This is a genomic window from Pseudoflavonifractor sp. HNCC25GI2 (assembly GCF_058136395.1).
Genome location: NZ_JBYUOW010000005.1, coordinates 156,556 through 181,630 on the forward strand (window position 1 = coordinate 156,556; position 25,075 = coordinate 181,630).

Sequence of the window (25,075 nt, forward strand, 5' to 3'; positions counted from 1 at the left end):
ATGATTTTAGAGACTGCCCGCCTGCGGCTTCGGGAGATAGAGGACGAGGACTTTCCCGCCCTGTGCCGGATGCTCCAGGACCCTGCGGTGATGTACGCCTATGAGCACGCCTTTTCTGACCAGGAGGCCTGGGACTGGCTGCACAATCAGCAGACGCGCTATAGCCGGGATGGCTTTGGGCTGTGGGCGGTGGTGGAGAAGGCAACCGGTGAGATGGTGGGCCAGTGCGGCATCACCTGGCAGTCCGTGGGGAATGGCCGGCAGATGCCCGAGGTTGGCTACCTGCTGGAGCGTGCCGCCTGGCACAAGGGCTATGCCACAGAGGCCGCTCAGGCCTGCCGTGACTACGCTTTTGATACTCTGGGCTTTCAGGAGGTCTGCTCTATCATCCGGGACAACAACCTCCCCTCCCAGGCAGTGGCACAGCGCAACGGCATGTCTCCGCGCGGCACTTTGGTCAAGCACTATTATGACATGGATATGCCTCACGTGATTTTTACCGTCCGGAGGACGGAGCAAGAGAAAGAGAAGTGGAACGGCGTTGCAGACTCTGCGATTGACAAACAATGACAGCGCACGGGCGGCGGAGATTCTCCGTGCCGGCGGTCTGGTGGGCATCCCCACTGAGACGGTCTACGGCCTGGGCGCCAACGGCCTGAACCCTGAGGCGGTTCGGGCCATTTTCAAAGCCAAGGGTAGACCCCAGGACAATCCTCTGATTCTCCATATCCCGGAGGCCTCCTGGCTGGAGCGGTACTGTGAGAACATCCCGCCCCAGGCCTGGGCACTGGCCCAGCGCTTCTGGCCCGGCCCCATGACCATGATTCTGCCCCGGAAGGCCCTGGTGCCTGACGAGGTGACGGCAGGGCTGGAGACCGTGGGCATGCGCTGCCCCAGCCACCCCCTGTGTCAGGAGATCATCCGTCTGGCTGACATCCCGGTGGCCGCCCCCTCGGGCAATACCTCAGGCCGCCCCAGCCCCACGACCGCCCAGCACATGCTGGAGGACATGGACGGTAAGATTGACGCCATCGTGGATGGAGGCCCCTGTTCTGTGGGAGTGGAATCCACCATCATCGATCTGACCGGAGACGTGCCCCGGCTGCTGCGGCCGGGAGGAATCACTCTGGAGCAGCTGCGCCAGGTACTGGGACAGGTGGAGGTGGATCCGGCAGTGACCCGGCTCATGGGAGCAGGGGAGAAGCCCAAGGCCCCGGGTATGAAGTACCGCCACTACGCTCCCAAAGCGCCGGTCACCGTGGTGACCGGGGACCCTGCCAAGGCGGCAGAGTATATTGCCCAGTACGCCGGTGAGCAGGACGGTATTATCTGTTTTGAGGAGTTCTTACCTCTGTTCACGGGACGTTCCGTGACGAGGCCCGTCATGGACCTTGGTCCCTCGGCCGATAAAGAGGAGCAGGCACGGCATATCTTTGACGCCCTGCGATCCTTCGACCATACCAGCGTGCCCGCCATCTGGGCCCAGTGTCCGGATACCGGCGGCATCGGACTGGCCATTGCCAACCGTCTTAATAAGGCGGCGGGATTCCATATCATTCAGGTGTAACCCCTGGGGCCCTAAGCCCGCAACCTTAGGTTGCACGGAAATTGCTTGACTGTTTTGCTGCTTTTTCCATACTCTTAGGGTGAGGTGAGCCGTATGACGCTGGGAGAAAACTTGCAGAACCTGCGCAAAGAAAAGGGGCTGTCCCAGGAGGAAGTAGCCCAGACCCTGTTTGTGACCCGCCAGACCATCTCAAAATGGGAGACAGACAAGGCGGAACCAGGTGTAAGTAATTTGAAGGCTTTGGCCGGACTGTATACGGTCCCCCCCTGGAACGACTGATGGAGGGGGAAGAACATACGTCCCGAGATTGGCCGCTTGGGTTCTTTCCCTATGTGTGGCTTGTCTTATTCCGGGCCGTTGTGGTACTGATTGCATTATGGATGAGCAACGGAAATTGGGGACAGTATGGGGTACCCTATCATCTGGTCATCATGGTTATGGGCCTGTGGCTCCGGTATCCGGCTATGTGGGTCATCCTGCTGGTCAGTGAGGGCTTAACCGCTTTGTATGGGCTGAAAATGCTGGCGGGAGGGCATCAAAATCCGGAGGGCATCCTGGGCTTTGCCGCTGCTTTGATGTTTAGCTTTCTGCTGAGCCGCAAAACGATTCGCCGGGAATTTTATCGATCGAGGTGAGTGTTACGAAAATCATCGGCATCACTGGTCCCACTGGGGCAGGGAAGACCACCGCTTTGAGAGAAGTAGAGATGCTGGGAGGCGCCGTGATCGACTGCGATGCCGTCTATCACCAGATGTTGGAAAGCGATACAGCTTTACAGGATAAACTTGAGAAAGCCTTCGGTCCTCTCCGGGATAAGGATGGCCGGATTGACCGAAAGCGCCTGGGAACCATTGTATTTCAGGATTCCGAGAAGCTGGAACAGCTGAACGAAATTGTCCGGCAGTCTGTATGCGCCAAAGTGGCGTCCCTGGTGACGGAACTGGAGAACCAGGGAATAGATCTGGCGGCTATCGATGCCTTTGCCCTGGTCGAAAGTCCCTTGGCCGATCTGTGCGATGTCACGCTGGCGGTGACTGCGCCGCCGGAGGTGCGTATCCGGCGTATTATGGCCCGTGAGGGAATTTCCGAGGACTACGCCCGTTCCCGGGTGCAGTCCCAGAAACCGGATTGCTACTACCAGGACCGATGTGATTATACGCTAATCAACGACTGCGACTCGGCCGAGGCTTTTGGGCTGAAGTCCAGAGCGCTGCTTGAATCAATTTTAGTCAAGGACATACAATAAAGTCCAAAAGGAGGTTTTTTCAATGGACGAGCGAAAGGAAGAAAGCCGGGGCGAGCAGCTGCGCCGTGCCCTGGCCTACGAGAAGAAAAACGGCTATGACCGGCTGCAGCCCGGCGAGTTGGAGGCCATGGACGCCTACTGCGCCGGCTACAAGCAATTTTTGGATGCGGGCAAGACCGAGCGGGAGTGCGTGGACCGTACCATCGCTCTGGCAGAGGCCTCCGGCTTCCGGCCCTATACCCGTGGTATGGAGCTGAATCCTGGAGATAAGGTGTATCAGGTCAACCGTGGCAAGGCCATTATGCTGGCCGTCATGGGCAAAAAGAGTCTGGCGGAAGGTGTCAACATCGGCGCTGCTCACATTGACTCCCCCCGCCTGGATTTAAAGCAGAATCCCCTCTACGAGGCCGATGAGATGGCCTTCCTCAAGACCCACTATTACGGCGGCCTTCGCAAGTACCAGTGGGTAACCATTCCCCTGGAGCTCCACGGTGTGGTGGCCCTGAAAAGCGGTCAGGTGATTCGGGTATCTGTGGGCAATGGGGAGGGAGATCCCCTCTTTACCATCGACGACCTGCTGCCCCACTTGGGTGCAGAGCAGTCCAAGAAGCCTCTGGGGGAGGCCATTCCGGCTGAAAATCTGAACATTCTGGTGGGCAGCCGCCCCCTCAGCGACGACGAGGGCAAGGACCGTGTCAAAATTGCGGTTCTGGAACTGCTGAACCGGAAGTATGGCATTGTGGAGGAAGACTTCATCTCCGCTGAGCTCTCTGCTGTCCCCGCCTTCAAGGCCTGTGACATCGGCTTTGACCGCTCTCTCATCGGCGCCTACGGCCATGACGACCGGGTGTGCGCCTATGCCGCCTTGGCCGCTCTCCTGCAGCTGGGTACGCCGGAGCGCACCGCTGTCTGCATGCTGGCTGACAAGGAAGAGATTGGGTCCGAGGGCGTCACTGGTATGAAATCTGAATGCTTTGACACCTTTATGGCTGACCTGTGTGCGGGCCAGGGTGTGCTGCCTCGTGCCTGCTATGAGAAGTCCTTCTGCTTGTCCGCTGACGTAACGGCGGCCTACGACCCCAACTTTGCCGACGTGTATGAGAAGCGCAACAGCGCCTTTGTGAATTACGGCATGGGCCTCAGTAAGTACACTGGAGCTCGGGGCAAGTCCGGCGCCTCCGACGCCTCCGCAGAGGTGGTAGCCTACGCCCGCCGGGTATTGGACGAGGCCAATGTGGTGTGGCAGATGGCCGAGCTGGGCAAGGTAGACGCTGGGGGTGGCGGTACCGTGGCCGTCTATATGGCGGAGCGGAACATCGATACTCTGGACGCCGGCGTGCCGGTGCTGTCCATGCACGCTCCTTTTGAGACCGTGGGCAAGCTGGACTGTTATATGACCTTTAAGGGCATGAAGGCCGTGTTTGAGGCCGTTTAACCCGATCGAAGAAAAAGACTGGATGCATGTATGATACGTGCATCCAGTCTTTTTGCGTATGTAGCAAGTAATTTTACTTGTCAAAAAATCAACGAAGGCTTCGCTCCAGACGCCATACGCGGATGGCCAGCACCAGGCAGAGAATGGAGCCCGCCGCCTGGATGAGAGGCCAAAACCAAATTGGCAGGGAAGAGGGATTCGACATGAGAATCGCGGTGGGACCGTCTACACCTCCGATGATCCCATACACAGAGGCCATGGAAGCAGTGAGGTTGAGGAACCGGAGGTAGAGAGAGCTTACCAGAAGGATTACCGGGCCATAGGCCAAATACACACAGATGGCGGTAAGCAGCCACCGCAGCAGACGGAGGTAGCGCCGGGTGGTGATACGCTGAGATTGATCAATCGCCTGGGACAGAACCTCACCCGCCTCTCCGATGGTCAGACTTTCTTTCTCAGTACGGGCACCCTGGAGCAGCTCCACCAGGGAGACTCCCAGTACCTGCGCCAGAGGTTCCAGCAGCTTGACGTCGGGAAAGCGCTTGCCAGTCTCCCATTTGGAGACTGCCTTGTCCGTCACATGCAGCCGGTCGGCTAACTCTTTCTGCGTCAGGCCCTGTTCTTTACGCAGTTGGGCCACAAAGGCCCCGAATTGTATGTTGTCCATGATTTGACCCCTTTCTTGGAGAATATTATGCCAAATGAACGAAGAAAACACAACCTACGCAAAGTAGAATGGGGGAGATGGAGTAAAATTGGGCCTTACCGCACATGCTAATGGTCCGAAAAGGAGTGGTATGTATGGAAGAAAGGCCCGATTCTCAAGTCCAGGATCCGGGGCAGGAGCCAAGTCTGCAGCCCATCGTGGATCTGGGGTCCTCCCTCATTCAAAGCAAAAGAGGTACCATTTATGTGCTTACCATTGTGGGGCAGATTGAGGGGCATCAGCTGCTGCCCTCCAACAGCAAAACCACAAAATATGAGCACGTCTTACCTCTGCTGGCCACCGTGGAAGAGAGCGACCAGATCGATGGCCTGCTGGTTCTGCTCAATACGGTGGGCGGCGACATTGAGGCGGGGCTGGCCATTGCAGAGCTCATCGCCAGCATGACCAAACCTACGGTCTCTCTGGTGCTGGGAGGCGGCCACTCCATCGGAGTGCCGCTGGCCGTTTCCGCCAAGGAATCCTTTATCGCTCCCTCCGCCGCCATGACCATTCATCCGGTGCGTCTCAACGGCCTGGTTATTGGTGTACCTCAGACCTTCTACTACTTTGAGCGGATTCAGGAGCGAATCATTCAATTTGTAACGGCCAACAGTTCTGTGAAGCGAGAAGCCTTTACAAAGCTGATGCTCCAGACCGGTGAGTTGGCCGCAGATGTGGGCAGTGTCATCTATGGGGAGGAGGCGGTGCAGCTGGGGCTCATCGACCAAATCGGAGGCCTGGGCGATGCGCTGGCCTGTCTCCACCGGCAGATTCAGCGGCAAAAGGCATCTTCAGGGGACGGTATATAATCCGTCCCCTCGTTTACATAATCGGAAAGAAAAAGTCTGGTATTTCCCCGTGGGTTGTGTTAATATAGTAGCAGTGATTTTATGGCATTTTCATGGGAGGTACATATTGTGTCGTATTTGATGTCTGCCGTTCTGGGCTTTGTTCAGGGTGTGGCCGAGTTTTTGCCCATCTCCAGTTCCGGCCACCTAACGCTCCTGCAGCATTTCTTTGGAATGCCGGAGCCCGATCAGCTTTTTAATATTCTGCTCCACTTTGCTACTCTGCTGGCAGTTTGTGTTTACTACCTCCAAGATGTGGTAGAGATGATTGTCGAGTTCTTTCGGGGGATTGCATCTCTGTTTTCCCGCCAGCCGTCTCACGGAAATCCGCCGGAGGCCCGGCGTCTGGTGCTGCTGGTAATCGTGGGCACTCTGCCCCTGTTCGTGGTGATGCTCATCAAGGACCAGGTGGAGGCCTTGGGCAGCAGCCCTGTTTTTGTCAGCTGCGCTCTTCTGGTCACTGGCTGTGTGCTGTTTCTCTCTGACCGGATGGCCGGCGGAAAGAAAACCGCTCGTAACGCTACCATGAAGGATGTGCTTCTGGTGGGCGTAGCCCAGGGCTGCGCTACCATTCCTGGACTGTCCCGGTCCGGCTGCACCATCTCCGCTGGTATGGCCGTGGGCTTTGACCGGAAGTTTGCCGTGCGCTACTCTTTCCTCATGTCTCTGCCTGCCGTGCTGGGTGCCACCATTCTGGAAGTCAAAGATGTGTTTGGTGCGGAGGGTGGCCTGGCCGAGGGAGTGCTTCCCAAGTACCTGCTTGGTATGGTAATTGCAGGCGTGGTAGGTTATTTCTCTATCCGCCTGGTTAATCTGCTGGCTTCCAAGGGAAAATTTGGAGCCTTTGCTTACTACTGCTGGGCCGCTGGTCTTATCTTCCTGATTCTCAGCTTGATGGGCTGGACCCTGGTTCCTGCCGCGTAATCCTTTGTTCGAGAGGGCGTAACACATGGCTTCAACACGTAAGAAAACGGGGGGAGGCAGCCGTACGGCTGCCTCGTCCAAGTCTAAAAATACCAAAAGCAGTACGCGTACCAGGACCTCCGCACCTGCTCCCCGGCCCTTCCGCCGGGAGGCAGGCGCGGTGGTCTGTCTCTTGCTGGCAGTTTTTGCCTCCTTTGGATATTTTAATATGGAGGCTATCTTCATCGACTTTTTCTGCGGCATTCTGAAGGGGCTTTTGGGATACGGTTACTGGCTGGTGCCGCCGGTACTGCTGTTGGGCGCCTATATTCTGGCCTTCCACCGGGGACGTCCGGTGCGTCTGCGTCTGACCTGTGCTCTGCTGCTGCCGCTGATGCTGGCGGGACTGCTTCACGGCATTCTGGTGAAGCCCATGGCTTGGGATGGAAATTTGCTCAAGAGCCTGTGGTCCACCGGAGAGGCGCTGAAGTCAGGCGGTGTGCTGGGCGGCATATTGGCTCAGGCCTGTGTCATGCTGTTTACCAGCCTGGGCAGCACCATCATCTTCGCCATGGGTGGAATCCTCACAGGTTTGGCCGCCTTCAACCGCTCCCTGATGGATGTGGCAGACTGGATTTTCAATCGGCCCCAGTATGAGTATGAGCCTGAGGCTGAGCCCGTCCGTCGGAAGCGTCCGGCATCCGCCCCGGAAGCGCATGGAGCCCGGGAGTCTCGGGTATCCGTTGCCGCTTCGCACCGGGCTCCCATTGATATCCCGGTGGATGAGGGCCCGCTGGTGGATCAGTCACCGGAGCCGGTCCAGGAAAAGAAAAAGCGCGGCTTCTTTGACCGCAAGGCCCGGGTTCCTTCTCCCGACCAGCTGCTCACCGGGGGGGCTGCCGCTCAGCCGGAGACCAAGGCAGAGCCGAAGTCGGAGGTGGAGCCGGTTACAGAACCCGTCCAGCAGGAGCCGGAATTTGTCACGGAACCGGTGCTGGCCCCCAAGCCAATCCCCGCGGTTCCTCCTGTTCCAGTGGCGCCTCCCACACCGCCTACTCCCGTTGTGACGGAGGCCCCGCCCAAAGCTGCGGAGCCCGAGCCGTCCAAAGTAACCAGGGAAGAGGCTCAGGTGGAGGCTGCCAAGGTGGCCCAGGATATTCAGGACACCATGGACCAGGGAACATCGCCTTACCAATATCCGCCCCTTTCTCTGTTGAAGGAGGGGCCGGGAGACATCGGGGGAGAGGCCCTGGCCGAGCTCAATGCCAACCGCCAGCGGCTGACCGACACCATCCACTCTTTCGGCATCGACGCCAACATCACCCACGTGACCCGCGGTCCCTCGGTGACCCGGTACGAGCTGGAACTGGATCAGGGCGTGCGCCTCAATAAGCTAACCAATTTGTCTGATGACATTGCTCTGGCGCTGGGCGCCACCGGCGTGCGCATCGCTCCCATTCCCGACCAGATCTCCATGGTGGGCATCGAGGTGCCCAACAAGCTGGTCTCTCCGGTCAACATTCACTCTGTCATCGGCTCCAAGGCCTTTACCGACAGTGCCTCCAAGGTGTCCTTCGCGGTGGGCAAGGACATCGGCGGCAACTGCATCGTAGGCAACATCGCAAAAATGCCTCACCTGCTCATTGCCGGTACCACTGGCTCTGGTAAGTCGGTATGCACCAATTCCCTGATTATTTCTCTTTTGTATAAGGCCACACCGGAAGAGGTCCGCCTCATCATGGTCGACCCCAAGATGGTGGAGCTGGGCATCTACAACGGTATTCCCCACCTGCTCATTCCGGTGGTCACCGACCCCAAAAAGGCGGCCGGTGCCCTGCAGTGGGCGGTGACGGAGATGATGAAGCGCTACCGCACCTTCTCCGAGGTGGGCGTGCGGGATCTGGCCTCCTACAATGCGCTGGCCGCCAAAACCGAGGGGATGGAAAAGATGCCCCAGGTGGTGGTCATCATCGACGAGCTGGCCGATTTGATGCTGGTGGCCGCCAAGGAAGTGGAGGAATCCATCTGCCGCGTGGCTCAGATGGGCCGTGCCTCGGGCATGCACCTGATCATCGCTACCCAGCGTCCCTCCGCCGACGTCATTACCGGCCTCATGAAGGCCAATATTCCCAGCCGTATTGCCTTTGCAGTGGCCTCCAGTCTGGAGTCCCGCATCATTCTGGACATCACCGGCGCGGAGAAGCTGGTTGGTCGTGGTGATATGCTTTACTTCCCGCTGGGCTCTGGAAAGCCCACCCGTGTGCAGGGCTGTCTTATCACCGACCAGGAGGTGGCTGCTGTGGTGGACTTCGTTAAGCGCAGCGGAACCGCTCAGTATGACGACGCCGTGATGCAGGAGATAGAGCAGCATGCGGCCGAGAAGGAGAAGGGAGCCAAGGGCGTGGGCGGTTCGGCCCCCGATGACGTGGACAGTGAGTTTGACGAACTCATTGACGCCGCCGCCGAGGTGGTGGTGGAGACTGGCCAGGCCTCGGTGTCCATGCTCCAGCGCCGGCTGAAGCTGGGCTATGCCCGGGCCGCCCGGCTGGTGGACCAGCTGGAGGAGAAGGGAATTGTAGGTCCCTTTGAGGGCAGCAAGCCCCGTCAGCTGCTCATTACCAAGGAGCAGTGGCAGGAGATGAAATACCGCCAGGGCACGTCCGCTCCTGCGCCTCAGCCGTCTTCCGGGGCGGCACAGGACCAGGCACCTCCTTTCGACGTGGAGGATGCGCTGGACCGGACTGAGGAGGATACTCTGTAACCGGTGGGGTGCGGCAAGGGCCGACAAATATTTCATTTTCATTAAATTTCCCCCCAGCCCCTTTACAGAACGTGGATTTGGAGGTAGACTAAATCCATCTAATGCAAGATTTTTAAGGAGGTGTTTTCAATGGGAGATATGGATTTTACGCGTAAATTCAGTCTGGGTGATCAGCGGGATTTGGAGATTAAGGCGATTCTTTCCTCCGTCTATCAGGCGCTGCAGGAGAAGGGCTACAATCCCATCAACCAGATTGTGGGCTACATCCTGTCTGAAGACCCTACCTATATTACCAACCACAACAACGCCCGTGCCATGATCCGTAAGGTGGATCGGGACGAGCTACTTCAGACCCTGGTGAAGTACTACCTGACCCATTGAGTTTACCAATCTCGGCCCGGCGCCTTCAAAAGCGCCGGGCCTTTTTCATAGGAGGAAACCAACATGAACATTCTCGTCAGCCGCTGTCTGCTGGGGGAGCCATGCCGCTACGACGGCCAGAGCCGTCCGGTGCCTGCGATCCGGCAACTGGAGGAAGTAGGTCATGTCCTGATTCCGGTCTGCCCGGAGGTGGCCGGAGGACTGGCCACTCCGCGCCCTCCAGCGGAGCGCCAAGCAGACGGCCGGGTGGTCAACGAAGCCGGGGAGGATGTGACGGAGGCCTACCGGAAGGGGGCGGAGTTGGCGGTCACACTGGCCCGGAAATATGGCTGTCAGGCGGCAATCTTGAAGGCCAAATCCCCCTCCTGCGGCAGCGGTACCATCTATGACGGCACCTTTTCCCGCTCTCTGGTTTCCGGCTGGGGCGTGGCGGCGGAGCAGCTTCGTGAGATGGGTCTGACCGTCGTGGACGAAAACGGCTGGCAGTCTCTTTTAAACCGGTAGTCCTTAAAAATCCATCGAAAGCAGTCTGACGATAAAAAATTTAGGCGGTCCAGGGTCCGTATGAAACCTCCTGTCAAGGAGATACTGAAAACACAGTATCACCCAAGACAGGAGGTTTTTCCATGCAGCACAAGGTGGAACTATGCGGGGTCAATACCTCCAAACTGAAGGTGCTGAAAAATGAGGAGACCCGGGAGCTGCTGCTGCGGGCCAAGGCGGGGGACAAGCAGGCCAGGGAGGAGCTGATTGCGGGGAACCTGCGTCTGGTGCTGTCCGTTATCCAGCGCTTTGGAAACCGGGGCGAGAACGCCGACGACCTGTTTCAGGTGGGGTGCATTGGACTCATCAAAGCCATTGATAACTTCAATACGGACCTGGATGTAAAATTTTCTACCTACGGCGTTCCCATGATTGTGGGTGAGATTCGGCGTTACCTCCGGGATAACAGCACCATGCGGGTGTCCCGGGCCATGCGGGACACCGCCTACAAGGTGCTCCAGGCCAAGGAGGCCTACATGGCCCAGCACCAGAAGGAGCCCACCGTGGACGAGATTGCCCAAATGCTGCAGCTGCGGCGGGAAGATGTGGTCTTTGCCCTGGACGCCATTCTGGAACCCGTCTCCCTGTACGACCCCATCTATTCGGATGGCAGCGATACCATCTGTGTCATGGACCAGGTAAAGGACAAGAAAAATACGGACGAAATGTGGATTGAGCGCATTGCTTTGAAGGAAGCGGTCTCCCACTTAAGCGAGCGGGAGCGGAAAATCCTCTCTATGCGCTTTTTTCAGGGCAAAACCCAGATGGAGGTCTCCTCAGAGATCGGCATCTCCCAGGCCCAGGTGTCCCGGCTGGAGAAAAATGCCCTGCGCCAGATTCGAAAAGAAATGTAACACCGCCCGCCGGAAGGTTTCCCTTCCGGCGGGCGGCATTTTTGTTGGAGAAGAATTATCCCAGTGCCACATCCAAAATCATCATCAGAAGGAAGCCGGTCATAACCCCCAGAGTCCCGGTGTGTCCGCCCTGTGAGAGGTTGGCCTCCGGAATAAGCTCCTCCACCACCACATAGAGCATGGCTCCCGCAGCGAACGAGAGAAGCCAGGGCATCAGCGGCTGCACAGAACCGGCTACCAGCACGGTGAGGATGCCGAACAGAGGCTCCACCAGACCGGACAGCGCCCCCATGGCGAAGGCCCGGGGCCGGCTCATCCCCTCCTGGCGGAGTGGCAGGGCGATGGCGGCTCCTTCGGGGAAATTCTGGATGCCGATGCCCACCGCCAAGGCGGCGGAGGCCGTCATGAGCGTGGGTTCTCCGCTCTGGGCGGCCAGCGCGCAGGAAATGCCCACTGCCATTCCCTCTGGGATGTTGTGCAGGGTCACGGCCAGAACCATCAGGGCTGTCCGTTTGCGGGGTGTTTCCCCCTCGCGCCAGTGGAAGGTATCCGGCGTCAAATGGGGGAGCAGGTAATCCATCAGCAGTAAAAAGGCGATGCCCAGCGCGGAACCTCCGGCGGCGGGCACCCAGCCGATCATTCCCATCTCCTGCGCCTCTTCAATGGCAGGAATGAGCAGAGACCACATGCTGGCAGCGATCATGACGCCTGCGGCGAAGCCAAGCATCATGCGGTGAAGTTGGGGGGAGGTATTTTTTCGGAATAAAAAGACCATAGCGGCCCCCGAGGCGGTCATCAGGGCGGTAAATCCCGTCCCACCGGCGGCCCAGAGAATTGCCTGTGTCACGATGTACGTCCTTTCTCAAATCACGGCGGCGCCCGTCTGCGGGGCGAGGGCGCCTTTGCGGCTGCTTCCACACTAGGCTATGCCCTGGCCGCCCGGAGGGTGCACCGCCATTAGGAGAGAAGAGAGAGAAAGGCCCGGCTCATCCCATAGCCCAACAGGGCACAGCCGGGAAAGGTGAGCAGCCACGCAAGCCCAACCCGACCGGCCACTGCCCAGTTGGGCTGCTGCTGTCCTGCCGCACCTACACCCAGGAGTGCAGCGGTCCGGGTGTGTGTGGTGGAGATGGGCAGTCCCAGGAAGGTGGCCAGCAGCAGGCAGGGAACACTGCCCAAATCGGAAGAGAGACCCTGAAGAGGGGAGAGACAGACCATGTCCCGGCCCACCGTATCGATGATGCGCCGCCCGCCCATCAGCGTTCCAAGAGCAATGCCTGCCGCACACAGCCCAACCAGCCAGAGGGGAATGAGAAACGTACGTTCATCCCCGCGCCCTTCGGCCAGAGCCACCCCCAGAAGAAACACGCCCAGGAACTTCTGCCCGTCCTGGGCTCCGTGGAGGAAGGAGACAGCTGCCGCCCCTGGAATCTGGGCCAGACGCACAAGTCTGTCGGACAGCGAACGTCGGCTCAGCTTCTGCTGCACCCAAAATCCTCCTGCAAAACCCGCCGCAGTGGACAGCACCAGCCCCAGCAGTACCCGGCCCCAGCAGTACCAGCGGATACAGGACAAACTTCCCTCCAGCGCCACTGCTGCGCCGGAGATGCCTGCCACCAAGGCGTGGCTCTCGCTGGTGGGGATGCCGAAGCACCAGGCGGCTCCTGCCCACAGCACCACCGCCCCCATGGCGGCGCACAGGGCGATGAGGGCCGCATCCCGTCCGCCCCCAAAAGAGGCGATGGAGTAGACGGTCTCCGCCACCGACACATTGACTGAGGTGACGCACAGCACCCCCAAAAAGTTGCAGGCTGCGGCCAGAGCCACCGCCATGGAAAAGGGGAGTGCGCCTGTGACCACTGCGCCGGCGATGGCGTTGGGCGCGTCCGTCCAGCCGTTGACCAGCAAAACAGAGCTGGTGAGCAGGACGGTCAGCAAAAGGGCCGGATTTTCCGCCGCATGAGCCGCAAAGTCCCAAAAAGAGATGGGCATGGAATCACCTCCATGCCCATCCTATGGTGCTAGTCCTCGGGATATGCTCCTCCCGGAGGCGGTGCGTGGCGGGGCCTCCGATCCCGTGGGGCAGAGGCCGGTTGAATGGACCCCGCGCCGTATTTTGCCCGGATGGCGTCCATCGTTCCTTCCAGCTTCTCCAGCCGCTCCCGACGCTGCTCCTGCCCACCGTCCCACAGTTCCAGCTGGCTGACCGCCTCCTCCGCCGGCAGCAGGTAGATGGCTGTGACGGTGAGGGCACGGACTGGATGCTCCATATTCCAGCAGCTCTCCGCCAGCTCCATGGCGGCCCCGGCAATTTCCCGTGCAAGACAGGAGGGAGTATCCAGCCGCTTTTGTCGGCTCAGGTCCCGGAAGGCCGGGTCCCGAATGGCAAGGGATACACCTTGACATTTCATGCTGTGACGGCGCAGACGGGCCGCCACCTGGTCAGCGAGCTGAATGATGCCCGCCCGAATCTCCTCCCGGCCCTTGAGGTTGTGGGAGAAGGTGAGGCCGTTGCCCACCGACTTGGGAGGGGTATATTGTGCCGCCGGGGCTACCGGTGAGGTATCCAGACCGGAGGCAAAATCGTGCAGCTGTGCGCCGTTTTTCCCCAGCAGTCGGAAGAGTTGCTCCCGGTCAAAGGCCGCCAGATCCCCGATGGTGCGGATGCCGAACTTCTCAAAGGTCTGGGCGGCGGCCCGGCCCACGTACAGAAGGTCGGTTACGGGAAGAGGCCAGACCAGCTGACGAAAGTTTTCCCGGGTAATGACCGTGGTGGCATCAGGTTTTTTATAGTCGCTGCCCAGCTTGGCAAAGACCTTGTTGAAGGACACCCCCACCGAGATGGTCAGCCCCAGTTCATCCCGCAACCGGTCCCGCAGCCGGTCAGCCAAAGCCTTTGGATCGCCGCCGAAGAGGTGGAGGGTTCCGGTGACGTCCAACCAGCTCTCATCAATTCCGAAGGCCTCCACCAAATCGGTGTATTCCCGGTAAATTTCGTTGACTTTGCGGGAGTACTCCCGGTAGGTCTTATGGTGGGCGGGGAGGAGGACCAGATCGGGACACTTCTTCCTGGCCTGCCAGATGGTCTCCGCCGTCTTCACCCCAAAAGCCTTGGCGGGCTCGTTTTTGGCCAGGATGATGCCGTGTCGGCTCTCCGGGTCGCCGCAGACAGCCACAGGCAGATGGCGCAGCTCTGGATGAGACAGGAGCTCCACAGAGGCGTAGAAGCTATTCAAGTCACAGTGAAAAATGACCCGTTCCATCCGGTGCGCCCTCCTTTCTGTTTGGTGAAACCATTATATAACGGCATCGTCAGAAAGTCAAACTTACGTTCGATTCTTCTTCGATAAAAAAGGAACGGTCCAAGGACCGTCCCTGCTATAAGCAAAATCAGTTCTGATGCTCAGGCTGCAGCGAGCCAATGGATTCCTGCGCCTCGGAAGGTGCTTTTTTATGTCCCGCCAGGAACAGGCCGGCACAAAGTGCGGTAAAGGGAGCCACCGTCACAAGGCCAAAGGAACCGATGACGGTATGGATGATTTCCGCCGCCACGTATTTATAGTTCAGAATGTGATCCACCGGCGTGCCCTGAGCCATGAAGACCATGAGCAGGGCGATGTAGCCTCCGGAGTAGGCGAAGAGGAGGGTGGTGGTCATGGTTCCCATGGCGGCCCGGCCCACGTTCAGGCCGGAGCGCATAGCCTCCTTCCAGCCCAGGTCAGGGCGCTTCTCCACCACTTCGTAGACAGCAGAGGTGATGTCCACGCTCAGGTCCATGATGGCACCGGAGGCACCGATAAAGACAGAGGCCATAAAAATCTGGGTGAGGTTCAGGTGGGAGTAGCCGGAATAGAGCAGACTTTCCGAGTAGGACATCACCGCTCCGTGAATTTTGAAGAGGTCCGTAAAGGCAATGCCCAGCACACAGGTAACCAGAATACCCAGAAAGGAGCCGGAGGAAGCCGCCCAGCACCGCCGGTCAAAGCCATAGACCAGGGCGATGATGAGCACGGTAAGAAAGAGAGTGATGGCAAGCCCCACCCAAATGGGGTTCCAGCCCTTGAGGTAGAGGGGAACCAGCACCTTCCAAAGGCACAGCACCGTGAGGGCAAAGGAAGCGATGGCCCGTACGCCGGTACGCCCGGCAAAAAGGATCAGGAACACCCCAAAGCACAAGGCCAACAAAGCCTCCCAGCCCAGGCGGAAGTGATCGGACATGGTGACATTGGTGATGGTGTCCCCGTCGTGGCTGACCACGACCTGCGCCGTGTCGCCGGGGGAGAACAGCTTGTCCTGCTCCAGGGAACCGTTGAGCATGTTGACGCCGTCTACAACCTGCCCCTGAAAGGCTCCGCTGAGCAGCTCCAGCTTACAGCGCTGCTCGCCGGAGCGGACCAAACCGGTGTCCACGATGGTAGAATTGTCTACCTCCAGGACCTTTGCAGTACAGCGGTCCGCCTCCTGATAGACTACAGCGTCCTCAAAGCCCGTAGGCAGCAGCCACAGCAGAAGAATAGCTGCCAGACAGACCAGGACCGGGGCGTGATAACGCAGATTCCAAGAGAAACGATTGCGCATGGATCAAAACTCCTTTAAAGCGTTGAGATAGGGGAGAGGTCAGGCTTCCTCCAATCGTTGGGCCAGTGTCTCCGCCAGATCCTGACCTGCCAGATCGTCCCACCAGCCCAGGTGGTACACCTGGTCTCCCATCCGGAGGTGCCTGCCCGCGGTAACGGTAATCTCCCAAAGGAGACTGTTTTCTCCGTCCCTGCCGTAAAAGTCGAGCACCCGGCCTCCGGTATCCCCCGTAGCGGTACTGCCGGAGAGGGTCTGAAAACAGCGGTGGACGGTTACCTGAGATAAGAGCCCCTCCAGTTGAGCCCATTGGTCAGAGTCAGGGGAGAGGGTATACGTTTCCTGTTCAATTTCATAGGGCTGCAGGCAGGAGCTGGAAATCTCAATCCGTACCACCTCCTCCGGCAGAGGAGGCACGTGAAGCGGCCAAAGAAAATAAACTCCGGCGAAACCAGCCAGAAGCAGCAGGAGCAGAAGAACAAGTCGCCCAGGTGTAACAGAAAAACGGGGCATGGAGCACTCCTTTCCAAGCGGTCTGTACCGCACAGCCCGCCCCTGCCGGAGAGGGCAGAGGCGGGCCATTGTGTAGGCATAAAATCTGAGGGTAGGAAGAGATTACTCCACGTCCAGCATCTCAGCCAGCTTATTGAAAATCTCGGTGTTGTCGTAGTAGCCGTTGAACACCTCGGCGTTGACGCCGTGGGCCAGGACGGCAACCGGCAGGCCGGTGTGGCTGTAAGAGGTGAAGGAGATACCGGACTTGTTGTTGATGATATGAGTCAGGGTGACGGAGAGGGGCTCGTAAGTACCGTAGAGCACGTACTCCTCCTGCTCATATTCGCTGGCGGCAGTGCCGTTGATGGACTTCTCATAGGCGGCACGCAGCTGTTCCTGCTCGTACTCGGTGAGCACCAGCTTGTCGCCCTCCTCGCCCTCCGTCTTCAGACCGAAGAGCTCTTCCACGTCCTTGAGCACGTCCTCAAAGGAGGTCTTGTTCTCCTTGTAAGAGGCCACATAGTCGCTGTCAAACTTGGCGTAGGAAATCTTCTGGTTCTCCAGCAGGTCCAGATAGGTATCGTAGTCAGTGCCGGCAAAGCCGATGGTCAGGCCGCCGGTCTCGTGGTCGCCGGTAACCACAATCAGGGTCTCATCGGGGTGCTCGGCCGCAAAGTCGATGGCCACCTGGACAGCGTCAGCCAGAGCCTGAGTGTCATGGATAGCAGAGGCAGCGTCGTTGGCGTGGCAGGCCCAGTCAATCTTGCCGCCTTCGCACATCATAAAGAAGCCGTTGTCGTTGTCCAGAACCTCAATACCCTTTTCCACGTAGTCGGCCAGAGACCACATGTCGTCGGTGCGGTCCAGCTCATAGGCCATGGCGTCGCCGTCGGCCAGGTGCTCATCCACGATCATGACGGGGCCCTCGGTGACCTGCTCGGCCTCGGCCTGGGTCTTGACCACCTGGTAGCCGGCCTGCTCGGCCAGAGCGTACAGGTCCTCCTGGTCGCCCTCGGCACCGGTGGGCTTGAGCAGAGCGCCGCCGGCGAAGTACTCAAAGCCGGACTCTACCAGCTCCAGGCCGATGTCATAGTAGTCATTGCGGCTGGCCTGATGAGCATAGAAGGCAGCGGGGGTGGCGTGATTCAGGTTTACGGAGGAGATCACGCCGATCTTGTAATCCTTCTGGCTGTGCAGCTTCTCCGCAATGGTCTCGTATTCCACACTGCCGGTCTCGTCCACGTTGATGGAACCGGAGTAGGTCTTATGACCGGTGGAGATGGAGGTGGCAGTGGAGGCGGAGTCGGGAGCAAAGCTGTTGGAATCGTAAGTAACCGCAGAGCCGGCAACCTCAAAGTTCATGAAATTCAGGTACTCAGGACCGTCCAGAGTAGCACCCTGATTGTCGTCGAGGCTGGGCTCAGCCTGCCAGTAGTCTTCGTCATTCAAAGCGCCCAGGTAGTCGGACGTGGACTGAATCTGAGGATAGCTCATGCCGTCGCCGATGAACAGGAACACGTACTTGGGAGCCTTGGTCGCCTGATTGTCGTTGGACGTGCTTACAGCGGTGTTGGAGCCGCTCTGGGCAGTGTTCTCACTGCCGGTACCGCCGCTGGAACAGCCGGCCAGCATGGATGCAGCCATGGTCAGAGCCAGGGCCACGGAAAGAAATCGCTTCATCATGTTGTTTCCTCCTGCTTACGTTTCAAAATTCATGTCGTCTGAGACGGGTTCATTTTAGGGAAGGATTGTTAAAAGCGCTACCGCCCAACGGTGAAAAAATAGTAAAACGCGGAGCAGACAGTTGTCTGCTCCGCGTTCTCAGGAGACAAGCAGGATAAAATTGAATCAGATCACACCGGCCAGCACGAGGGCAAACACCACAAAGGTGGCCAGCAGGGCGAAGGAGAAGAGGACAAAGCCTGCGTTAATCTTTTTGCCCTGGCTGTTCTGGGAGGGGGGCACCACGCCGGCCTTGCGCAGGGCAGTGACCACAGGGGCGTAGAGCAGCAGGGTGGCAGCCATGTTCATGCCGCCCTTGGCCAGGTTAAAGGGAAGGAACACAGGGAGGAGCAGCTCAACAATCGCCTCCCGGGGCATGCCCTGATAGATGGGGGTAATCAGGTAATTCCACAGCAGCATCACAGCCACCAGGCATACCACGCCCAGGCTCAGGCCCAGGACAGCGCCCTTCTTGGTGTGCATCTTCTTGTAGACAAAGGAGGCGGTACAGCAGAAGGAGCAGGTAGCCAGCGCATTCATCAAAAAGCCCCAGGGACCGGTGGTGCTGATGCTGATCATTTCAATGAGGGCGACCACAATGGATATAATAGCCGCAGACATAGGACCAAAGGTAAAGCCGGAGATACAGATGACCACATCTTTAAAATCAAAATCGAGAAATCCGTAGACGCTGGGCATCATCTTGGACATCAGCATGACGATGTAGGCGATGGCAGTGAGCATGGCCATGCTCACCATGACTTTGGTGTTCATGCGTGCGGTACGGGTCTGGGTACGTGCGGTAATGGGTTCAGACATAAAAAAACACTCCTTACTTGTTTTGGTACACCTGAAAAGCCCATGCCTTCCAGGTGTCAAAACAATTAAGGAGGTGCGCGCACACGCAAAAATTGCGTGTAAATTGTTTTACACACATCTTCTTCCATCCGGACTATAACCGTTGGTCCCGGAGTTTCACCGGGTCAGCGGACTCATGAACATGAGCCCGGTCGCGGACTGTACCGCCAGTGGGGAATTTCACCCCGCCCTGAAGACATTGGATTCAGTTGTCCATAAGCATTATATTCCAGGGCACAGAAAAATGCAAGCATATATTTTTAACTTTATTTTAAATGGCCATTTTTCTGTCAATCGCAAAAATAAATAATCAAAGCAGCGCGTTTCATGTGTTTTTCGAGCATTTTGGCCCTTGACGACTTTTATCTGTGAATTAATTTTTAACTTTTTATTAATACTCGTGAAATAATCTTGCAATATTTAAAACTCGTGCTATGATAGGCCGGTATTAGAGAAAGGACATAAGGATTGTCTCAAGATCGGAGCTAAAGGTGTTTCATTATGAATATCATTCAAATGCTGGAAAGCTTTAATTTTCTGCTTGCCGTCCTGTTTACCACGATCTACATTTATCAGCTTGGATATCTGTGCATGGGTCTGGTTCGCCGGAAAGGCTGGCATATGCCGAACGCGCACCGGTATCATCGGTATGCGGCTGTTATCTGTGCCCGGAACGAAGCGGGCGTAATTGGGAATCTCATCGAAAGCCTAAAGCAGCAGAATTACCCGAAAGAGTATCTGGACATTTATGTAGTGGCAGACAACTGCACGGACCAGACCGCCCGGATTTCCCGCCGGGCCGGTGCCATCGTCTATGAGCGCTTCAACCAGAAGCAAAAGGGAAAAGGGTATGCCCTGGATTTCCTGTTCCACACGCTGGAGCGCGAGGGACGGGATGTTTATGACGGCTACATGATTTTTGACGCAGATAACCTGGTGGATCCTCAGTTCACCGCTGAGATGAACAAGGTCTTTGACAGCGGAAAGTATGCTGCCATCACTTGTTACCGTAATTCCAGCAACTTTGGTGCAAACTGGATTTCTGCCGGTTACGCCATCTGGTTCCTGCGTGAGGCCCGCTTCTTGAATTTCCCCCGTATGATGCTGGGCTCCAACTGCCACGTCTCTGGTACGGGCTTCCTGGTTTCTGCTGAAGTAATCCGTGAGAATGGCGGCTGGCCTTATCATCTGCTGACGGAGGATATTGAATTCTCGGTCGGCTGTGCTCTGAAGGGACGCCGGATTGGCTACTGTGACAAGGCTGTCATCTATGATGAGCAGCCCACCACCTTTAAGCAGTCCTGGGATCAGAGAATGCGCTGGTCCAAGGGCTTCTACCAGGTCAACAGCAATTACAGTGCTCAGCTGCTTCGGAACTTTTTCACCACCAAGCCCAGCCTGAAAAGTTGGTCCTGCTATGATATGTTTGTAACCGTGGCCCCTGGTATGCTACTGACTCTGGCGTTAATTGCATTTAATGCAGCGCTCTGTCTGGTCTGCATGTTCGGTCCGGATTACATGATTCCGAGAGTCGTTCAGGTATCGACGCAGTTCATTCTCGGCACTGTGTTCAATTTCTACCTTGGTCTTTTGCTTTACGGCCTTTTGACGGTACTGTGCGAGTGGAAGCAGATTCAGATTTCTGGCTACAAAAAGCTTCTGTACGTCTTTACGTTCCCAATTTTCATGTTTACCTACATTCCCATTTCCCTCAGCGCTCTGGTCCGCAAGGTGGACTGGACGCCCATTTATCACTCGGGAAATCGGACCGTTCTGCGGAAAGCATCCTGAATCTTGCGGGAAGTCTGTATGTTTCAGACTTCCCGCAATGTTTATCCAGACTTCTTTCGGGTTCCAAAGCGAGAGAAGAAAAAATTAACCATTTAGCCACAAAAAACTTTTCACTTTCCTCTATGCAAAAGGAGAGAATTATATTAAAATAGACAGGCAAGAATTGTAACACAAGGAGTGGTTTCCATGGCTCAGCCTAAATATAAGCGAGTACTGTTGAAAATTAGCGGAGAAGCCCTGGCGGGCGAGCAGGTCCGCGGTCTTGATTTCCATGTGATCGGACAGGTCTGTGACGTCATCAAGCGCTGCGTGGAACTGGGTGTTCAGGTGGGCGTTGTCGTCGGCGGCGGTAACTTCTGGCGCGGCGTAAAGGACGGCGGCGATCAGATGGAGCGCGTTCGTGCCGACCACATGGGCATGCTGGCTACCGCCATCAACGCCCTGGCCGTAGCTGATGTGCTGGAGCAGAAGGGTGTGGCTGTCCGCGTCCAGACCGCTGTTGAGATGCGCGCCATGGCCGAGCCCTATATTCGCTCCCGCGCCATCCGCCATCTGGAAAAGGGCCGTGTGGTTATTTTCGGCTGCGGCACGGGCAATCCCTTCTTTTCCACTGATACGGCGGCTGTACTGCGCGCCGCAGAAATTGACGCCGACGTCATCCTGCTGGCCAAGAACATTGACGGCGTCTATTCTGCCGATCCCAAGCTGGATCCCGCTGCGGTCAAGTATGATGCCATCACTTATGACGACGTGCTGGCTCAGCACCTGAAGGTGATGGACTCCACCGCCACCTCCTTGTCCATGGACAACAAGATTCCCGTTTTGCTCTTTGCTCTCAAGGATCCGGAAAACATCATCCGGGCCGTTATGGGCGAGAAGATCGGAACCATTGTAGGCGGCTGAAAAAGCCGGCCTGTTCAGAAATTAAAGACGGAAAGGGAGTAAGACCATGAGTCCTGAAAATAAGGTGTATGACGAGAAGATGCTCAAAACCATTGAGGTCGTCAAAGCAAACTTTGCCTCTGTCCGTGCCGGCCGCGCCAACGCCGGCGTACTGGACCGTATTTTGGTGGAGTACTACGGAACGCCCACGCCTCTGAACCAGGTGGCGGCCATTTCCTCTCCCGACCCCCGCACGCTGGTCATTCAGCCCTGGGACGGCTCTCTGCTGAAGGCCATTGAGAAGGCCATCCAGACCTCCGACCTGGGCATCAATCCCCAGAATGACGGCCGTGTCATTCGTTTGGCCTTCCCCCAGCTGACGGAGGAGCGCCGTAAGGATCTGTCCAAGCAGGTGCGCAAGTACGGCGAAGATGGCAAGGTTGCGGTACGCAACATCCGTCGGGACGCCATGGAAGACTTCAAGAAGATGAAGAAGAACGGCGACATCACCGAAGACGATCAGAAGCAGCTGGAGAAGGAGCTGCAGGATCTGACTGACAAGCGCTGCAAAGATATTGATGAACTGACTGTCAGCAAGGAAAAGGAATTGATGGCGGTATAAGTTTCCCGTCCATATTCAAATGGCCGCGGAGCCGGATGGCCGGCCCCCGCGGCCCTTTGCTGGTTTGATATTACCGCCTGTACCACCTGCCCGGGGCAGGGGACGGGCTTGGAGCGAGGTGCCGACTATGGCCTTTTTCCAGAAGAAATCATCCCCGCCCCCGCCTCAGGCAGATCTGCAGCATTTGCCGCGCCATATTGCCATCATCATGGATGGAAACGGCCGCTGGGCCAAAAAGCGTGGGCTTCCCCGCACGGCAGGGCATGCAGCCGGGGCGGAAACCTTTCGTTCCATTGCCACCTATTGCAAGGACATTGGCTTGGAATATCTGACGGTGTATGCCTTTTCCACGGAGAATTGGAAACGCCCGGCGGATGAGGTCTCTGCCATTATGGGGCTTTTGAAGAAGTACCTGTTGGAGGCCATTGCACAAATGGAACGGGACAGGGTGAAGATGGCCTTTTTCGGCGATCTCTCCCCGTTGACGCCGGAGCTTCGCCAGCTCTGCCAGCGCACCCAGGAAATTTCCACCCACTATGATGGCTGTCAGGTCAACATCTGTCTGAACTACGGCGGCCGGGATGAGCTGCTGCGGGCCGCTATGGCCTACGCTCAGGACTGTGCGGAGGGAAAGGCAGATCCCAATCATCTGACCCAGGAGCAGTTCGGCGGGTACCTGTATTCCAAAGGAATTCCGGATCCGGACCTCATTATCCGGCCCAGCGGAGAGCTGCGGCTGTCCAATTTCTTACTCTGGCAGTCCGCCTATGCGGAGTTCTACTTCACGGACGTGCTCTGGCCTGACTTCTCGAAAGAGGAGCTCCACCGGGCCATTGCGGCCTATCAAAGCCGCAGCCGCCGCTTCGGAGGTGTCTGACCCAATATGGTGACGAGAATTATTGTGGCCGTGGTACTGGCCCCGCTGTTTTTTGTTGTCCTGTTCTTCCTGCCGCCCATTTGGCTGGCAATTCTGATGTCCGCCATCTGCGCGGTGGCTTCCTTTGAGCTGCTGCGTGCCACGAAGGTAGCGCATCACAACGGCATGTATGTCTATACCGCTCTGGCGGCGGCTCTGATTCCGGGCGGCTGCCTCTATTGGGGCTACGGTAGCTGGTACATCCGGGCAGTGGCACTGTTCCTGATGGTAACGCTGTTTCTGCTGGCCATCAAGCTATATGGAACGGACCGGGCCATTGGAACGGAGCAGATTATGATTTGTCTGTTCGGCGGCCTGATTATCCCCCTGTTCTTGTCTGCCCTGGTCGAGCTCAAGGATATGGAGCACGGCAAGTACCTGGTCCTTTTACCGGTTATCTGCGCGTTTTTGACCGACGCGGGCGCCTACTTTGCCGGTGTTTTTCTGGGAAAGCACAGGGGTATTACCATGGTCAGCCCCAAAAAATCCCTGGAGGGCTATATCGGCGGCATTTTGTCCGGCGCGGTATTTCTGCTTCTGTATGGTGTAATCCTTCAGCAGTTTGCCCATCTGGATGTCTCTCTGCCTATCATGGCCCTTTATGGTCTGCTGGGCAGCGCGATCACCGAACTGGGCGACCTGTCCTTCTCGCTGATTAAACGGCAATACGGTATCAAAGACTACGGAAATTTGCTCCCTGGCCATGGAGGCATGCTGGACCGATTTGATTCCATGACCTTTGCTGCGCCTCTGCTGCTGCTGTTGGTGGAGCTTCTTCCCGCATTTCGCTGAGCAATGAGATGGCGGCATATTGACGCAAAAGGTGACTGATATGAGCAGTTGTATTTCAATTCTAGGTTCTACTGGATCCATCGGGCGGCAATCATTAGAGGTGATTGCCGCCTGCGGCATGCGTGTGGCTGCTTTGACGGCCAATTCCAGCGTGAAGCAGCTGGAGGAGCAGGCCAGAAAATTTCATCCGGAACTGGCGGTTATGATGGACGAGTCTGCTGCCGCAGACCTGCGGGTCCGGCTGGCTGACACGGATATCCGGGTAGCCGGAGGCATGGAGGGCCTGCTGGAGGCGGCGGTCATTCCCAGTGCCGATACCGTCATTACCGCAGTAGTTGGTATGGTAGGTCTTCGGCCTACCCTTGCCGCCATCCGCGAGGGAAAACGGATCGGCCTGGCCAACAAGGAGACTCTGGTCTGTGCTGGAACTTTAGTACTGGAGGAGGCCAAGGACTACGGGGCCGAGATTATTCCCGTGGACTCCGAGCACTCCGCCCTCTTTCAGTGTCTGCAGGGCAACCGGGACAGGGGAGAGGTCAAACGCCTGATTCTCACCTGCTCCGGTGGCCCCTTCTACGGCAAAAAAGCCGCAGAATTAAAGGGCATGACAAGGGAAGATGCCTTACGGCATCCCAACTGGTCCATGGGGGCAAAAATCACGGTAGACTCCGCCACCTTGATGAACAAGGGTCTGGAGGTCATTGAGGCCATGCATCTCTACCACATGCCGCCGGAAAAAATTTCCGTGGTTGTGCATCGGGAGAGTATTATCCATTCCCTGGTGGAATACTGTGATAATGCCATGATTGCCCAGCTAGGGGCACCGGATATGCGTCTGCCCATTCAGTACGCTCTGACCTTCCCCAAGCGGGTGCCCGGCCCCGCCACTGAGTTGGATCTCTGGAACTGTGGTCCTCTCACTTTTGGCTCACCGGATCTGGAGACCTTCCGCTGTCTGGACCTGGCTCTGAGCGCCGCCAGGACAGGTGGGACGGCCGGTGCCGTGCTCAACGGAGCGAACGAGGCGGCCGTGGCACAGTTCTTGGCTGGTAAAATCGGCTTTTTGGACATTGGCGAAAAGGTTGCACGGGCCATGGAGCAGGTACCTGTCTGTGCGAATCCTGGTCTGACGGATGTTCTGGAGGCAGACCGGGCCGCCCGCGAGGCAGTCGGCTGAG

General features: G+C 57.5%; 26 protein-coding genes and 1 riboswitch. Of the genes, 18 read left to right on the plus strand and 8 right to left on the minus strand.

The window, feature by feature from the left end; all coding sequences use genetic code 11:
• The 6 genes from AC3YUO_RS08955 (at position 1) to AC3YUO_RS08980 (ending at position 4,248) form a co-directional block, all read left to right on the plus strand.
• Positions 1-570 carry a GNAT family N-acetyltransferase gene (locus AC3YUO_RS08955; protein WP_489962688.1) on the plus strand — a complete coding sequence of 190 codons (570 nt, stop codon included), beginning with the start codon at positions 1-3 and terminating at the stop codon, positions 568-570.
• Entirely contained in the window at positions 542-1,567 is a 1,026-nt protein-coding gene (locus tag AC3YUO_RS08960) for an L-threonylcarbamoyladenylate synthase (protein ID WP_489962689.1), read from the plus strand. Before AC3YUO_RS08955 ends, AC3YUO_RS08960 begins: the two co-directional genes overlap by 29 nt.
• Positions 1,568-1,660: 93 nt before the next feature.
• A complete protein-coding gene (locus AC3YUO_RS08965) occupies positions 1,661-1,846 on the plus strand; it encodes a helix-turn-helix domain-containing protein (protein WP_489962690.1) in 186 nt (61 codons plus the stop codon).
• 101 nt (positions 1,847-1,947) lie between these two features.
• Positions 1,948-2,202 (plus strand): hypothetical protein, encoded by a 255-nt coding sequence (locus AC3YUO_RS08970; protein WP_489962691.1) that lies wholly within the window; start codon positions 1,948-1,950, stop codon positions 2,200-2,202.
• The gene (gene coaE / locus AC3YUO_RS08975; protein ID WP_489962692.1) at positions 2,199-2,813 is read left to right on the plus strand and encodes a dephospho-CoA kinase; all 615 of its coding nucleotides are present in this window, start codon (positions 2,199-2,201) and stop codon (positions 2,811-2,813) included. The genes AC3YUO_RS08970 and coaE overlap by 4 nt, the downstream gene beginning before the upstream one ends.
• Positions 2,814-2,835: 22 nt before the next feature.
• A complete protein-coding gene (locus AC3YUO_RS08980) occupies positions 2,836-4,248 on the plus strand; it encodes an aminopeptidase (RefSeq protein ID WP_489962693.1) in 1,413 nt (470 codons plus the stop codon).
• Positions 4,249-4,336: 88 nt separating this feature from the next.
• Here the strand turns inward: AC3YUO_RS08980 and AC3YUO_RS08985 are convergent, their stop codons facing one another.
• The gene (locus AC3YUO_RS08985) at positions 4,337-4,915 is read right to left on the minus strand and encodes a helix-turn-helix domain-containing protein (protein ID WP_489962694.1); all 579 of its coding nucleotides are present in this window, start codon (positions 4,913-4,915) and stop codon (positions 4,337-4,339) included.
• A gap of 134 nt (positions 4,916-5,049) precedes the next feature.
• Here AC3YUO_RS08985 and AC3YUO_RS08990 point away from each other — a divergent pair, with 134 nt between their 5' ends.
• From AC3YUO_RS08990 to sigG, 6 genes are all read left to right on the plus strand, one after another.
• Positions 5,050-5,763: a ClpP family protease gene (locus tag AC3YUO_RS08990; protein ID WP_489962695.1), complete on the plus strand. Its 714-nt coding sequence runs from the start codon at positions 5,050-5,052 to the stop codon at positions 5,761-5,763.
• A 108-nt stretch (positions 5,764-5,871) separates the two neighbouring features.
• Complete coding sequence (locus tag AC3YUO_RS08995) at positions 5,872-6,726, plus strand: undecaprenyl-diphosphate phosphatase (protein WP_489962696.1); 855 nt, start codon at positions 5,872-5,874, stop codon at positions 6,724-6,726.
• 160 nt (positions 6,727-6,886) lie between these two features.
• A complete protein-coding gene (locus AC3YUO_RS09000) occupies positions 6,887-9,466 on the plus strand; it encodes an FtsK/SpoIIIE family DNA translocase (protein ID WP_489962697.1) in 2,580 nt (859 codons plus the stop codon).
• 129 nt (positions 9,467-9,595) lie between these two features.
• Positions 9,596-9,847, plus strand: coding sequence for an IreB family regulatory phosphoprotein (locus AC3YUO_RS09005; protein ID WP_118642847.1), 252 nt, complete (start codon positions 9,596-9,598; stop codon positions 9,845-9,847).
• Positions 9,848-9,910: 63 nt separating this feature from the next.
• Positions 9,911-10,351 carry a 2-thiouracil desulfurase family protein gene (locus AC3YUO_RS09010; RefSeq protein WP_489962698.1) on the plus strand — a complete coding sequence of 147 codons (441 nt, stop codon included), beginning with the start codon at positions 9,911-9,913 and terminating at the stop codon, positions 10,349-10,351.
• 122 nt (positions 10,352-10,473) lie between these two features.
• Positions 10,474-11,244, plus strand: coding sequence for an RNA polymerase sporulation sigma factor SigG (gene sigG, locus AC3YUO_RS09015; RefSeq protein WP_489962699.1), 771 nt, complete (start codon positions 10,474-10,476; stop codon positions 11,242-11,244).
• Positions 11,245-11,299: 55 nt separating this feature from the next.
• Here sigG and AC3YUO_RS09020 read toward each other — a convergent pair whose 3' ends face one another.
• From AC3YUO_RS09020 to AC3YUO_RS09050, 7 genes are all read right to left on the minus strand, one after another.
• Positions 11,300-12,040 (minus strand): ZIP family metal transporter, encoded by a 741-nt coding sequence (locus AC3YUO_RS09020; RefSeq protein ID WP_489962723.1) that lies wholly within the window; start codon positions 12,038-12,040, stop codon positions 11,300-11,302.
• 161 nt (positions 12,041-12,201) lie between these two features.
• Positions 12,202-13,236 carry an inorganic phosphate transporter gene (locus AC3YUO_RS09025; RefSeq protein ID WP_489962700.1) on the minus strand — a complete coding sequence of 345 codons (1,035 nt, stop codon included), beginning with the start codon at positions 13,234-13,236 and terminating at the stop codon, positions 12,202-12,204.
• Between the two features lie 29 nt (positions 13,237-13,265).
• Positions 13,266-14,507, minus strand: a complete 1,242-nt coding sequence (dinB, locus tag AC3YUO_RS09030; RefSeq protein WP_489962701.1) for a DNA polymerase IV — start codon at positions 14,505-14,507, stop codon at positions 13,266-13,268.
• Between the two features lie 127 nt (positions 14,508-14,634).
• Positions 14,635-15,822, minus strand: coding sequence for a YibE/F family protein (locus AC3YUO_RS09035; protein WP_489962702.1), 1,188 nt, complete (start codon positions 15,820-15,822; stop codon positions 14,635-14,637).
• A gap of 39 nt (positions 15,823-15,861) precedes the next feature.
• On the minus strand, positions 15,862-16,215 hold the full coding sequence (locus AC3YUO_RS09040; protein WP_489962703.1) for a hypothetical protein: 354 nt from the start codon (positions 16,213-16,215) through the stop codon (positions 15,862-15,864).
• A gap of 219 nt (positions 16,216-16,434) precedes the next feature.
• A complete protein-coding gene (locus AC3YUO_RS09045) occupies positions 16,435-17,994 on the minus strand; it encodes an alkaline phosphatase (protein ID WP_489962724.1) in 1,560 nt (519 codons plus the stop codon).
• Positions 17,995-18,162: 168 nt separating this feature from the next.
• Positions 18,163-18,855 (minus strand): ECF transporter S component, encoded by a 693-nt coding sequence (locus tag AC3YUO_RS09050; protein WP_489962704.1) that lies wholly within the window; start codon positions 18,853-18,855, stop codon positions 18,163-18,165.
• A 112-nt stretch (positions 18,856-18,967) separates the two neighbouring features.
• Positions 18,968-19,096, minus strand: a riboswitch (FMN riboswitch).
• A 299-nt stretch (positions 19,097-19,395) separates the two neighbouring features.
• Here AC3YUO_RS09050 and AC3YUO_RS09055 point away from each other — a divergent pair.
• From AC3YUO_RS09055 to AC3YUO_RS09080, 6 genes are all read left to right on the plus strand, one after another.
• Positions 19,396-20,685 carry a glycosyltransferase family 2 protein gene (locus AC3YUO_RS09055; RefSeq protein ID WP_489962705.1) on the plus strand — a complete coding sequence of 430 codons (1,290 nt, stop codon included), beginning with the start codon at positions 19,396-19,398 and terminating at the stop codon, positions 20,683-20,685.
• A gap of 186 nt (positions 20,686-20,871) precedes the next feature.
• Positions 20,872-21,588, plus strand: a complete 717-nt coding sequence (gene pyrH, locus AC3YUO_RS09060; protein WP_489962706.1) for a UMP kinase — start codon at positions 20,872-20,874, stop codon at positions 21,586-21,588.
• A gap of 46 nt (positions 21,589-21,634) precedes the next feature.
• Positions 21,635-22,189, plus strand: a complete 555-nt coding sequence (gene frr, locus AC3YUO_RS09065) for a ribosome recycling factor (protein ID WP_489962707.1) — start codon at positions 21,635-21,637, stop codon at positions 22,187-22,189.
• Between the two features lie 127 nt (positions 22,190-22,316).
• Positions 22,317-23,066 carry an undecaprenyl pyrophosphate synthase gene (uppS, locus tag AC3YUO_RS09070; RefSeq protein WP_489962708.1) on the plus strand — a complete coding sequence of 250 codons (750 nt, stop codon included), beginning with the start codon at positions 22,317-22,319 and terminating at the stop codon, positions 23,064-23,066.
• Between the two features lie 6 nt (positions 23,067-23,072).
• A complete protein-coding gene (locus tag AC3YUO_RS09075; protein WP_489962709.1) occupies positions 23,073-23,897 on the plus strand; it encodes a phosphatidate cytidylyltransferase in 825 nt (274 codons plus the stop codon).
• A gap of 40 nt (positions 23,898-23,937) precedes the next feature.
• A complete protein-coding gene (locus tag AC3YUO_RS09080) occupies positions 23,938-25,074 on the plus strand; it encodes a 1-deoxy-D-xylulose-5-phosphate reductoisomerase (protein ID WP_489962710.1) in 1,137 nt (378 codons plus the stop codon).
• Position 25,075 lies beyond the last annotated feature (1 nt).